This window comes from Halomonas sp. BC04 (assembly GCF_000568385.1).
In genome coordinates this window covers 1-13019 of the sequence record NZ_AZQX01000094.1, presented here as the reverse complement: position 1 = coordinate 13019, position 13019 = coordinate 1, and the positions used below count along the sequence as shown (strand labels likewise).

At 64.3% G+C, this 13019-nt stretch carries 8 protein-coding genes and 4 pseudogenes; 3 read left to right on the top strand and 9 right to left on the bottom strand.

Annotation, left to right across the window (positions count from 1 at the left end):
- Positions 1–132 precede the first annotated feature (132 nt).
- Positions 133–875: pseudogene (locus Q427_RS07015) on the bottom strand (enoyl-CoA hydratase/isomerase family protein).
- Positions 876–1228: 353 nt separating this feature from the next.
- Between Q427_RS07015 and Q427_RS07010 the strand changes: the two are divergent.
- The gene (locus Q427_RS07010; protein ID WP_043512338.1) at positions 1229–2155 is read left to right on the top strand and encodes a MurR/RpiR family transcriptional regulator; all 927 of its coding nucleotides are present in this window, start codon (positions 1229–1231) and stop codon (positions 2153–2155) included.
- Positions 2156–2232: 77 nt separating this feature from the next.
- On the opposite strand, the pseudogene Q427_RS07005 reads toward Q427_RS07010, so the two are convergent.
- Both Q427_RS07005 and Q427_RS07000 read right to left on the bottom strand, forming a co-directional pair.
- Positions 2233–3209, bottom strand: a pseudogene (locus Q427_RS07005) (quinone oxidoreductase family protein).
- Positions 3210–3331: 122 nt separating this feature from the next.
- Complete coding sequence (locus Q427_RS07000; protein WP_043512336.1) at positions 3332–3892, bottom strand: hypothetical protein; 561 nt, start codon at positions 3890–3892, stop codon at positions 3332–3334.
- A gap of 138 nt (positions 3893–4030) precedes the next feature.
- Between Q427_RS07000 and Q427_RS06995 the strand changes: the two genes are divergently transcribed.
- Both Q427_RS06995 and nadE read left to right on the top strand, forming a co-directional pair.
- Positions 4031–4810, top strand: a complete 780-nt coding sequence (locus Q427_RS06995) for a glycerophosphoryl diester phosphodiesterase (protein ID WP_043512334.1) — start codon at positions 4031–4033, stop codon at positions 4808–4810.
- 166 nt (positions 4811–4976) lie between these two features.
- A complete protein-coding gene (gene nadE, locus Q427_RS36075) occupies positions 4977–6317 on the top strand; it encodes an ammonia-dependent NAD(+) synthetase (RefSeq protein ID WP_081785869.1) in 1341 nt (446 codons plus the stop codon).
- 83 nt (positions 6318–6400) lie between these two features.
- Here the strand turns inward: nadE and Q427_RS06985 are convergent, their stop codons facing one another.
- The 6 genes and pseudogenes from Q427_RS06985 to Q427_RS06960 form a co-directional block, all read right to left on the bottom strand.
- Positions 6401–7816, bottom strand: a complete 1416-nt coding sequence (locus tag Q427_RS06985; protein ID WP_043512331.1) for a hypothetical protein — start codon at positions 7814–7816, stop codon at positions 6401–6403.
- 356 nt (positions 7817–8172) lie between these two features.
- A pseudogene (locus Q427_RS06980) lies at positions 8173–9647 on the bottom strand (cobyric acid synthase).
- A 4-nt stretch (positions 9648–9651) separates the two neighbouring features.
- On the bottom strand, positions 9652–10263 hold the full coding sequence (gene cobO, locus Q427_RS06975; protein ID WP_043512329.1) for a cob(I)yrinic acid a,c-diamide adenosyltransferase: 612 nt from the start codon (positions 10261–10263) through the stop codon (positions 9652–9654).
- 11 nt (positions 10264–10274) lie between these two features.
- A complete protein-coding gene (locus Q427_RS06970) occupies positions 10275–11600 on the bottom strand; it encodes a cobyrinate a,c-diamide synthase (protein ID WP_043512325.1) in 1326 nt (441 codons plus the stop codon).
- Between the two features lies 1 nt (position 11601).
- Entirely contained in the window at positions 11602–12369 is a 768-nt protein-coding gene (locus tag Q427_RS06965; protein ID WP_043512322.1) for an ABC transporter ATP-binding protein, read from the bottom strand.
- A pseudogene (locus Q427_RS06960) lies at positions 12369–13019 on the bottom strand (FecCD family ABC transporter permease); the annotation flags it as partial. The gene Q427_RS06965 and the pseudogene Q427_RS06960, both read right to left, overlap by 1 nt.

Genomic DNA, 13019 nt, shown 5'->3' with positions numbered 1-13019 from the left:
TTGTAGCCGCGCTTGGTGGGGTCGCTGGAAGCGCCGATGACGCAATGCCGGTCGGCGCCAGGATGTCATGGAGCGGGCTGCGGGTCGGCAGGTGTCCTTCGATGGGATTCATGTCTCGCTTACCTTGGCCTGTCACTGGCCCTTGAAGTTCGGGGTACGTTTCTCGGCGAAGGCGTCGACGCCCTCCTGCCAGTCTTCGGTGGTCGAACAGGTGAAGACGGCATCCAGCTCCTGCTGCAGCTGCCCTTCCAGGTCGGTATGCCCACCCTGGTTCACGAGGCGCTTGAGCATGGCGATGGAGACCGGTGCCTGCTTGGCCAGGTCCCCTGCCAGACGGTGGGCCTCATGCAACAGCGAATCCTGGGGCCAGCTCGAGGTGGCCAAGCCGATTCGCGTCGCCTCCTCGCCATCGATACGCCTGCCGGTGAAGAGCAGTTGGCGTGCCATGCTCAACCCCACCAGCTGCGGCAGGATCTTGGAAACACCGCCACCGACACAGGTACCGATACTGGTTTCCGGGAAGCCGATCTGCGCGTCGTCGGCCATGACAATGAAGTCACAGGAAACCGCCATCTCGCGCCCGCGCCCAGGGCATAGCCGTTGACGGCGGCAATCACCGGCTTGCGCAGGCGGAGGATCGCTTCGCAGACGTCATTGCCGAGCTGCAGGTACTGACGACGCTGGAACAGCGTGCGCTTGGCCCCACCATGCTCTTTCATGTCGGCACCGACACAGAAGGCGCGCCCCTCACCTGTCAGGATAACGGCACGGATGTCATCATCCGCCTCGGCGCTGTACAGCGCTTCCAACAAGTCGGCATAGAGGGCTTCCACGACGGCGTTGAGGCGATGAGGGCGATTGAAGCGTATCTCCATCACACCACCCTGCCGGGCGATGTTCAGGGTTTCGGGACTGGGGCTGGATTGGCTCATGGGCTAAGCGGTGACTCTCATGATCGAACAGTGGCAGAAGGATGATCCATAACGCCCGAAGCAGATATTTCGAGCGGAAAACAAATGTGTCGTTATTTGGAAAATAATGACACATCTGTTTTGTGAGGAATCCTAGCCAAGCTTGGCCCAGTCGTCAATACGCACGTGCTGAAAAACAACCAAATGAGATACGAATGTTTCATTCCTTGACGTGAACCATGGGGTACAATGCGACCTACGGCTTTCGGCCGCCCGCACCGTGCCACTGGGTAACACGCCCCTTGCAGGAGACCGACGTGCTGGAACACGAATCGCAGAACGTTGAAACGCAGGATAAGGTGCCCAGGCCACCATCGAGCCTGGATGCCGTGAATCAGCAGCTGGCCGCTGTCTATCCGGAGCTCAGCCCACAGCTGAAACTTGCCGCCGGCTATGTGCTGGAACATCCGGTGGAAATCGCCTTCCAGTCGATCCGCAAGTCGGCGGCGGCGGCTCGGGTCACGGCCTCGACGCTGGTGCGCCTGGCCAAGCGACTGGGATTCGATAGCTACGAGCAGTTTCGCGAGGTATTCCAGTCGGCGGTGCAAGCAAGCCCGGTGGAGCTTTCCGGGCGGGCCAGCAATCTGCGCAACCTCGCCAGCCAGACCGATGACCAGGTCTTCCTCGATGTCGGCGACGCGGCCTTCGACAACATCGGTCGGCTCTTTACCGCCGATACCCAGGCCCGGGTACGCGATGCGGCCAGGATGCTGCTCAGCGCCGAGAAGATCGCCGTGGTGGGGTTTCGGGACACCTTCGCCTGCGCCTACCACTTCGCCTACGTGGGTCGTATCGCTATGCCCAACATCCAGCTCATACGCGGACAGGAAGGCGGGCTATTGACCGAGCTGGCACCCTTCGGCGAAAAGGACCTGGTGGTGGCCTTCGGCTTCGAGCCCTACTGCGGTGAAACCATGCGCGCCCTCGATATCGCCCGGGCCAATGGTGTCCGTCCCATCGTGGTGACCGACACGCTACGCTCCCCCCTGGTGCCAGGCGCCGCCATCACCTTCACGGTGGCCAATGCCACGCCGCACTTCTTCCCTTCGATCCTTTCCGCCATCACCCTGATCGAAGTGCTCCTCGCCGAGTGCGTGGCCTTCGGCCCCGACGGATTGGTCGATAACGTGGCGAGCTTCGAATCGCGAATGCGTGAGATGGGCGCCTACGTCAGCAATGAATAGCCCACACAAACCGACGCCGGCCCTGGAGCAGGAACCGGCGGCGTGGGGCGAATCAGAAAGGGTTGCGGGCGGTGCGATCAGGGCAACAGGATAGTGGAACCGGTGGTTCTGCGACTTGCCAGGTCATCCTGAGCCTTGCCCGCCTCGGCCAATGAGTATGTCTGACCGATATCGATCGTGATCTGGCCGCTCTTCAGCATGTCAAACAGCTCATCGGCCATCATCTCCAGGCGCTCACGGGTGTCGGCATAGCCATTGAGACTGGGGCGAGTCACGAAGAGCGAGCCTTCTGGTTGAGGATCCCGATGTTGACGCCCTCGACAGCGCCCGAGGCGTTGCCGAAGCTGACCATCAGCGAACGCGGCTTGAGGCAATCGAGCGAGATCTCCCAGGTGTCCTTGCCCACCGAGTCGTAGACCACATCCACCATCTCGCCATCGGTCAGCTCGCGTACCCGCTCGACAACGTCTTCCCTGGTGTAGTCGATGGTCGCCCAGGCGCCGTTCTTCTCGGCGAGGGCGGCCTTTTCCGGCGAACTCACGGTGCCGATCAACTTCACACCCAGTGCCTTCGCCCACTGGCAGGCAATGGAGCCAACGCCGCCGGCCGCGGCGTGCCACAGGATCGTCTCACCGCCCTTGAGGGGGCAGGTCTGGCGCAGCAGGTACTGAACCGTCAGACCCTTGAGCATGCAGGCGGCAGCGGTTTCCACATCGACGCCCTCAGGCAGCACCACCACCTTGTCGGCAGGCAGCACATGATAGTCGGCATAGGCTCCCAGCGGGCCCTGGGCATAGGCGACACGGTCCCCCGCCTTGAGGTGCGTCACGCCCTCACCCACGGCGTCGACCACGCCGGCCCCTTCGGTACCCAGGCCGGACGGCAGCGATGGCGCCGGGTACAATCCGGTACGGAAATAGATATCGATGAAGTTGAGGCCAATGGCGTGATTCTTGATGCGAGCCTCACCGGGCGCCGGCTCAGCAGGAGTCACCTCCTGCAGTTCGAGAACCTCCGGCCCTCCGGTACGAGAAAACTGGATACGCTTGGCCATGGCGTCATATTCCTTGTTCAGTGAGTGGAGAGTGCCGCTATCGAATAGAGCCCCATCCAAACGCTGAATCAGGCAGCGGTCAAGGGTGGCGGAGGCGGTTTGGCGCTGGGCACTGGCCAGGTTCAGCCGGGAAACGCCGCCAGGGCGGCGACGAAGCGGCCCTTTTCCTGCTCGAAGAAGCGGGGATCATGCTTGAAGCGGCGCAGAATCGCCGCTTCATCGAAGTCCAGAGCCGGCTCCAGTTCGCTGATAGCCTGGGCCGGATGTCCCTGGGCCAGCCCGATGCGCCGTCCGCCAGGGGCGGCGAACCAGCGCGAGATACCACAGCGCCGGTAGAAGGCTTCGGCTTCCCGGTCACCGGCCTCTACCCGCAGCGGCGCCTTGAGCGCAAGTTCCCGAATCAGCCGCCGCTCACTCTCGCGATCGCCGCTGGGCGAGGCACTCAACCCCAGCACCATGCCGGCCCCCGACTCGTCGAGCACCAGCAGCGCCAATGCGCCGGGGCGCTCCTGATCATCGACCAGCCCCCAGAGACGAGCGGCTTCGTGGGCGAAGAGCACCTGTCGAGCGCCCGAGAAGGTAACCAGGGGCGTCAACCCTGCTTCTCGGCCATAGATATCGGCACACAGCCTGGCAAGCCAGGCGTCGCGCTGTTCGTCACGCTCGGGGGTCATCACCTTCATGCCATGCCTCACTGCATCGTTCAAAGCCCGCAAGCCTAGCATAGTCCGGCGCGCCTCCGCCCGTGCCACCGGCGTCCAGAGCCGCTATTCTGTCACCTGTTGCCACTAGACTGCCCAGGCCGCTCACGGAGTCACTGAATGCCGCCACACCCCGACATCGCCCTCCCCCGCTTGATCGCCCATCGGGGACTTTCCGCCCACGCGCCCGAGAACACCCTGGCAGCCGTCCGTGCCGCCTACGATATCGGCTGCCACTGGGTGGAGCTTGACGTCCAGCTGCTCGGTGACGGCACCCCGGTGATCTGGCACGACCCTACCCTGAAGCGCTGCTCGGATGGCCATGGCCGGCTCTCGCGGCTCAGGCTGGCCGAGGCACGCGGGCTCGACGTCGGCGCCTGGTTCAGCGACGCCTTTCGCGGCGAGCGCATGGCCACGCTTGCCAACATGCTCGACCTGCTGGCAAGCCTGGACATGGGCGTCAATCTCGAGCTCAAGGTCGGTCGCAACCGCAGTGGTACCGAACTGGCCGACGCCGTGATACCGCGCTTGCTCGATGCAATCCCCCCGGAGCGCATCATCCTCTCTTCCTTCGACATGGCCGCCCTGCACCATGCCAGGTCCCTGGCCGACGCATCACGCCTGCCCATCGGCGTGCTCACCGAGAGCATCCCCCAGAAATGGCAGCCTCGCTGCGAGACGCTCGATGCCATCAGCGTGCATACCGACTGGACGCGACTTACGGCCCAGCGCGCCCGGGAGATCAAGGATGCCGGCTACCGGCTGCTCTGCTATACCCCAAATGACCCGGCTGCCTTCGCCCGCCACTGGCTCTGGGGAGTCGACAGCGCCATCAGCGACGATCCGGGCTGCTTCGCCGGTATTGCACCGCCTCCAGCCTTGCCCCCGGCAGCCGGCTAGGCAAACAGGCTGAGCTGCCAATGCTGAGACAGCTGCTGCAACAGGTGCCAACTGGCAACGCTGTTGCCCCCAGCCTCTCCTTTTCGACTCGCGATCCAGGAGGCTAATGGCCTAGGGTTAGAGTGGACCTGACATCCAGGCCAGTCGGCACACAGGAGATGGCGCAATGGAACTGCTTAATCGCATTACGGATTATCTGATCGACAACGAGCTCAAGCTCGCCACCGCCGAGTCCTGTACCGCCGGGCTAATCGTCTCGGAGCTGGCACGGGTACCCGGCAGCGGCCAGAGCATCGACTGCGGCCTTGGCGTCTACTCCCCCCAGTCGAAGAACCGCTACCTCGGCGTCAGGTTCGACACTATCGATTCCCACGGTTTGACCAGCAAAGCCGTGGCCACCGAGATGGCCGCCGGCGCGCTCAACAACAACGATGCCGACGTGGCCCTGGCCAATACCGGCATCGCCGGCCCCAACCCCGGTGATGACGATACGCCCATTGGCACCGTATGCTTCGCCTGGGCCTTCCGCCAGGACGGCAATCATCACTATTACTGCGAGACCCGGCGCTTCGAAGGCGAACGCAATGAAGTGCGACTGGCCGCGGCCCACCATGCGCTGGAACGCCTGCCGCATTACCATCGGCAATGCCTTGAGGACATGACGAAAGCTGAGGAAGAGAATCGCTCGCGCCAGGCAGTTCAGCGCGCCGTCGTGGCACAACTGCAGGCTCGATCGGAAATCGACGCCCAGCATGAAATAGAACGACGCCGCGACTTCCTGTGCAGGATCATGCAGGAAAGCGGCCAGTCATCACTCGTGCTGGGCATCAGCGGCGGCGTCGACTCAACGGTGGCGGGTCGCCTGGCGCAGCTTGCCGTTGCGAAACAGCGCGAGAAAGGGGAGCAGGCCAGGTTCCTTGCCATGCGTCTGCCCTACGGCGAACAGAAGGACGCCGAGGATGCCGATAGAGCGCTGGACTTCATTCGGCCTGACGAGGTGCTCGACGTGAATATTCAGGGCGCAAGCGATGCCCTGCTGAAGTCACTGGAGAGCGGCGGCATGCTGTTCGAGGATGTCCACCAGCGGGACTTCGTGCTGGGGAATATCAAGGCCAGACAACGCATGATCGCTCAATATGCCGTTGCCGGCGCGCGCGGTGGCCTGGTGGTCGGCACCGATCAGGGTGCAGAAGCACTGATGGGTTTCTTTACCAAGTACGGCGATGGTGCCTGCGACGTCGCCCCCCTGACCGGTCTCACGAAGGGACAGGTCCGTCTGCTCGGTCAGCATCTGGGCGCTCCAGGTTCACTGGTTAACAAGGCGCCAACCGCCGATCTTGAATCGCTAGCGCCACAGAAACTGGATGAGGTAGCCTTGGGCGTAACCTACGAGGAGATTGACGCTTTTCTTGAGAATAGGGAAGTCTCCCGACAGGCTTATAACACCATCGTTACGACCTACCGAAATACCGAGCACAAGCGAAAGTTGCCTATCACACCGGACTGATTTCCCTCATCCGCAAACCAAGCGGGCCGACACTCTGGGTGTCGGCCCGTAGGAGGGTGGCATTACCGCCTCAAGGCCAGGCGCTAGCGCGCAGCAGGCTCTGGATCGGCCGTGTCGTCAGGCTCGACCACCATGTCATCCTCGACATTGATCGGTTCCTGCTCTTCCGCCTCTCGGGCGCCACGGGCACGGTGCTCGATCAGGAAGTAGAGGATCAGGCCGATACCCAGCCCCCAGGCCGCCCCATGGGTCGCCAGCACCACGCCCATGATCCCCGCTACGCCCATGGCCGTGGCATTCTTGATCTGCTCCACCGCCACGGCAATACACAGGTAGCCGGTAATCAGCAGCGTGATGGAGAGCGCGATCGGCAGGACCGGGCGGAAGAAGGTCACCAGGGGCAACAGGAACAGGGCGAAGAAGCCGACGATCCAGAACACGCCGGTGCCGGAGTAAATGGTATCCATGGTCTTCCGCCCGTAGCGGTAGCGCTCGGTGACCGTCGCCATGCCGCCGGTGAACAGCGGTCCGGCCAGGCCCGGATAGGGTGCCAGCAGCGAGTGCATGAGATTGCGCAGCCCGGTGATCAGGTGTACGCGGTCGATATTGACCTCGATCTTCTCGTCCGGGCGCAGGTGGTCGACGCGCTTGAGCAGCGTCTGACCCACCACGATATCGCCGAAGGCGATGATATAGGCAATGATCGCGGTGGGGATGGCCGCCACCATCAGTTCGATACCCGGTGCACCGATGGAGAACGGCAGGTAGGCCCAGATCCCCGCGAAGTCGGGCAAGGCAATGCCCCACTCAACGGTCGGCATCGAGTATTCACCGACACCCCAGCCGATCGCCATGGTAATCAACATGCCCGGCACCATGCCGAAAGCCACGATATTGCGCGCCCAGCGATACTTCTCGGCCAAGTCGCGGAAGGAAAGCGAAAAGAGGACGTAGAGCGTGATCAGGCCACCGATACCCAGTGAAATCGGGGTGTTATAGAGCCGTCCGCCCTCGACGATCTCGCCGCTGATCGCTGCGATACCGGCGCCCAGCAGGATCCCCGCCTTGATCGAGGCCGGCACGTTGTTGACCAGCTTGGTGCCCAACCGGGTCACGGCCATGAACAGGAAGATCGCCGTCACCATCAGCTGCAGTGCCACCATGGCGCGAATCGCCTCGGGCCCCGGCTCGAAGTCGCCGATGAACAGCAGGACCACCGGAATCGCCGGCGTGATCCAGCCGGCGATGAAGGGCACCCCCAACAGCGGTGGCAGCATGAAGCCAATACCGCACACCACCACGAAGGCCAGCCCCACCTCATAGGGGACGCCGAGATACTGCTCCAGCAGCGGAATCATGCCCAGGGAGATGACGAACATCACCATGGCCTGGATGGTTTCGGGTATCGCCCACTTGAAGTGGATGAAGGGCAGGCGGACCTTGAAGGGTCCCAGCGGCCAGTAGGGATGTTCCTGGCCATATTCGCGTTTGAGCAGCACGTTGGTACCTCAGCGGTTCTGTTTGTTCATCAGCAATCCTGTGTCGACGTTGTTGTTGTTGGCATGGTCCCGGCGGTTTTACGCGGCCGCTGCCGGCAAGAACATACGACCTTGGCCGAAGAGAAATTCGTAACATTGTCTACACAAAATGATTACATACGAACCTCATCAGCCAAACACCATGAGAAACCGGGATATTTCCGCAATATTGTCGACACGATGCCTACCAATTCGATGCCGTTTACGTCAACGTCAATCATGCCAGTCGAGTCCAGGAAAACTCGACGAGGGGCATGAAGCAGGCGCGCCATGAGACCTTGTTCTACGAAAGGATGAGGGCGTAACAGGGGTATCGATCAGCGATCGAGGAGTGAATCCAGCCAGGCTGTATCAAGGTGGGCTTCCATGGCATCGGCCAGCCGGTCCAGGCCGCGTTCCCGACAGGCGCCTCGATCCACGGCGCCGCCGGAGTGTGCCATGCCCAGGGCGTGAAGCAGTGCATTGCAGGCGTGAGGCCGATCGAAGACGCCATGCACATAGGTCCCCATGACCTGGCCATCCTCGCTGATGGCGCCATCCGCCACTGGCTCGCCCTGCCCGCGCCGGCACATCAGCAGCGGGCGCTCCAGGGCGGTCCCGGTGCTGACCCCGTTATGGATCTCATAGCCGCTGAAAGCTGGCCGATCACCCAGCAGCAGCTCCCCGGACACATTGCGCAGCTGCTTGCCCGATACCAGTCGGGTCTCCATTGCCAGCAGGCCGAGCCCTGCACTGCTGCCGGCACTTCCTTCCAGACCCTCGGGATCGTGAATGGCGGACCCCAGCATCTGGAACCCGCCGCATAGTCCCAGCACCCTGCCGCCGTAACGCAGGTGGCGCCGAATGGCCGTGTCCCACCCCTGGCGCAGCAGCCAGTCGAGATCGGCGCGGGTGGCCTTGCTGCCGGGAAGCAGGATCAGGTCGGCCGGTGGAATGGGGCGGTCGGGCCCGACGAAGCGAACCTCCACGCCCGGATGCAGCGCCAGCGCTTCGAAGTCGGTGTGGTTGCTGATGCGCGGCAAGGCCGGCACCACGATCCTGAACGCATCTTCTCCCTTATCGGAACCGTTGCTGCTGCCTACGAGGCTATCCTCGGCGTCCAGCATCAGCCCCTGCAGGTAGGGCAACGTACCGAGTACCGGCCGACCGGTGCGTTCGGTGAGCCAGTCGAGCCCCGGTTCCAGCAGTGCGATATCGCCGCGAAAACGGTTGATGATGAAGCCACGGGTACGTGAGCGCTCGCTCTCGCTGAGAAGCTCCAGTGTGCCGACGAGCTGGGCGAAGACACCGCCCCGGTCGATGTCCCCGACCAGCAGCACCGGGCAGTCCGCCGCCTCGGCGAAGCCCATGTTGGCAATGTCGTTGGCGCGCAGGTTGATCTCCGCCGGGCTGCCGGCCCCCTCGGCGATGATCACGTCATGGCGGCCCGACAGCACCCTCCAGCCGCCATGACGGACCGCTTCGCCTCGGCCTTGAAGGCGTGGTAGTCCAGCGCCGCCATGTTGCCGTAGACCTGCCCCCTCAGGATCACCTGGGCGCCCCGGTCGCTCTGGGGCTTGAGCAGCACCGGATTCATGTCACTGTGGGGCGCCACACCCGCAGCCAGCGCCTGCAGCGCCGTGGAGCGGCCAATCTCGCCGCCATCCACGGTCACCGCGCTGTTGAGCGCCATGTTCTGCGGCTTGAACGGCGCCACCGACACGCCCCGCCTGGCCAGCATCCGGCACAGCCCCGCCACCACCGTGCTCTTGCCGGCATCCGAGGTGGTGCCCTGGATCATCAATGTCGGCACGGCCTTAAAGCTCCAACCCTTTTTGGGCCTTGATCCCCTGCTCCTTGAAGGCGTGCTTGACCACCTTCATCTCGGTAACGGTGTCGGCCAGCTCGATCAGTTCCTGGGGGGCGTAGCGGCCGGTGACCACGGCATGCTGCATTTCCGGCCGCGCCTGAAGGTCGTCGAGCACGCGATCCAGTGAGAGGTATTCATGGCGCAGGGCAATATTGAGTTCGTCGAGCAGCACCAGGTCGTAGCCGGGATCGCCGAGCATTTCGCGAGCAACTTCCCAGGCGGCCTCGGCGGCACGAATGTCCCGCTCGCGGTCCTGGGTGTCCCAGGTAAACCCTTCGCCCATGACGTGATAATCCACGCCCGGCTGGCGGCGGAAGAAGGCTTCCTCGCCGGTTTCCTTCCGCCCCTTGATGAACTGCACCACGCCCACCGTCATGTCGTGGCCGAGTGCACGGGCCAGCATGCCGAAGCCCGAACTGCTCTTGCCCTTGCCGGAACCGGTGAGCACCAGCAGCACACCCTGCTCCTTCTGGGCACGTTCGATGCGTTCCTGCATGATCTTCTGCTTGGCGGCCATGCGCTGGGCATGGCGCTGGGGATCCTTGGCATTCTCGCGCATGGGCGTTCTCCTCAATCCTGAATGAAGCGCAGCGGCTGACCGCGAAAAATAGCGGCGGCCAATTCCGGCGCCGAAGGGAAATAGCCATGGAAATAGCTGGCGACCAGCGTGCCATCGACATAGACCGGCTCGGCGGGACTGCCGGCCAGGCGCCGGGCATGGGCGGCAGGGGCGAGAGGCGTTTCCAGCAGCGAATGGTGGTAGGTATGGCCCCGCAGCTCCCCGGCCCGGGTCGACAAGCTCTGCAGGCCCAGGGCCGTGAGCTTGCCGGCCATCCGCGCAGTACCGGGCAACAGCCCCAGCATGCCATGCTCGCGCCCTTCGCCATCGACCAGCGACTCCATGCATGCCATCAGCCCGCCGCACTCGGCGAGGATCGGCTTGCCCGCCTCCCGATGGGCGCGAATCGCGGCCAGCATCGGCACATTGGCTGTCAGTCGCCCGGCGTGAAGCTCCGGATAGCCACCGGGCAGCCATAGCGCGTCGCAGACCGGCAGCGCGGCATCGGCCAGGGGCGAAAAGAAGTTCAGCCTGGCCCCCATGGCCTCGAGCAGATCGAGGTTGGCACGGTAGAGAAAGGCGAAGGCGTCGTCCCGGGCCACGGCGATCTGCACGCCATCGAGCAGGCGCGCCGGCGGCTCGGGGGCTTCGGCCTCGAGAATGATTTTCGCAGGCAGCCGATCGAGCCCGGCTTCCTGCAGCACCTCTGCGGCGGCATCCAGCTGTCGGTCCAGCCCTGCCAGCTCGGTGGCCTGCACGAGGCCAAGATGACGGTCGGGGATCGCCATCGCCTCGTGGCGCGGAATGGCGCCAAGCAGCGAGAGACCCTCGGGCATGCTCTCCGCCAGCAGCCTGCCATGGCCGGGGCTGCCGACCCGATTGGCGATCACCTCGTGAATGGACAGGCCGGGATGATAGTTGGCCAGTCCCTGGGCCACGGCTCCGAAGGTCTGGGCCATGCCCCAGGCATCGATCACCGGCAGCGCCGGCAGCCCGGCCAGTATCGCCAGGTCGGCGCTGGAAGGGTCGCCGTCGAAGAGCCCCATGGAGCCCTCGACAAGAATGAGATCCGCATCGGCGGCGGCCTCGGCCAGTCGCCAGCGACACTCGGCCTCGCCGGTCATCCAGGGATGCAACTGATAGACCGGCTGGCCAGAGGCCACCTCCTGCACCATGGGGTCGAGATAATCCGGGCCGTGCTTGAAGACACGGACCTTTCGGCCCGCATTGCGGTGCAGCCGTGCCAGCGCCGCGGTGACCATGGACTTGCCCTGGCCGGAGCCCGGGGCGGTGATCAGGGCGGCGTGGCACTCGCCGCGAATGGTTGTGGTTGTCATATCACCTCGCAGGAACGAAAACGGGGGAACCATCGATCTCGGCGGTGGCCAGGCGCTGGCCATAGAGCCTCTCCAGGGCACTCGGCACCAGCATGGTCTCGCGCGGGCCCCAGCAGGCCTCACCGCCGGGATAGAGCAGCAGCAGATGGTCGCACCAGCGTGCCGCCAGGTTGAGGTCGTGGAGACACATCATTACCGCATGTCCTGCAGCGGCCTGTTCGGCCAGCAATGCCATGACTGCGGTCTGGTGGTGCAGGTCCAGGTGGTTGGTGGGCTCATCGGCAAGCCATATCTTCGGCCCCTGGGTCAGTACCGTGGCAATGGCCAGGCGCTGGCGCTCGCCCCCGGAGAGGGTGTTCACCAGCCGGTCGGCCAGGTGGGCCACGTCCAGACGGGCCAGGGCCGCCTCGGCCAGGCGCAGGTCCTCCCCTCCCTCCATCTGCCATGGCGACAGGAAGGGGTGACGGCCGATCAGGGCGGTTTCACGCACCGTAGCGGGAAAGCCATCCTGGCTATCCTGGAACACCAGTCCCAGCGACTGGGCGATCTCGCGGCGGCCCAGTGCGGTGAGTGGCCTGTCATCGAGCAGCACCTGGCCGGTGCGTGCCGCGCGCAGGCCGGCCAGGGTGTGCAACAGGGTCGTCTTGCCGGCCCCGTTGGGGCCAAGCACCCCCCAGACCTGGCCCGGCTCGAGGCAGAAATCCAGCGGCTGCCCGTCGGCACGCTCCGGCACGTCGATGACCAGTTTTCTCGCCTCGAGACGGCTCATCAGCGGCTCCGGTAGAGCAGGTAGAGAAAGGTGGGTACGCCAAGCAGTGCGGTGATCACTCCCACCGGCAGCTGTTCCGGCGCAATCATGGTGCGCGCCAGGGTATCCGCCAGCACCAGCAGGGTACCGCCGGCCAGGGCACAGGCCGGCAGGATCAGGCGCTGGTCGTTGCCCAGCACCAGGCGCAGCATGTGCGGCACCACCAGGCCGACGAAGCCGATGCTGCCTGCGGTGGTTACCGCCATGGCGGTGAGCAGGCTGGCCGCAATGTAGATCAACCACTCCAGCGGGCGGACCGCCACCCCCAGCGCCGCGGCCTGCAGCGGCCCGCGCGCCAGCACGTTTAGGCTTCGCCCTAGCGGTATCACCAGCAGGCAGACCGCCATCAGCAGCGCCAATGGCGGCCAGGCGTCCGCGCATAGGAGAGATCGCCCATCAGCCAATAGAGCATTCCCGGCAGCCGTTCGGCGGGACTGACCGCCAGCATGAGGGTAATGACCGCCCCCCAGCCGGCGGCCACCACGACGCCGGTCAACAGCAGCCGCGAGGGGGTCCAGCTGCCGGTACCATGGGCCAGGCCGAACACCAGCAGGGTGGAAAGCAGGGCGCCGCCGAAAGCCGAGCCGGAGATCACCATGCCTCCCATGCCC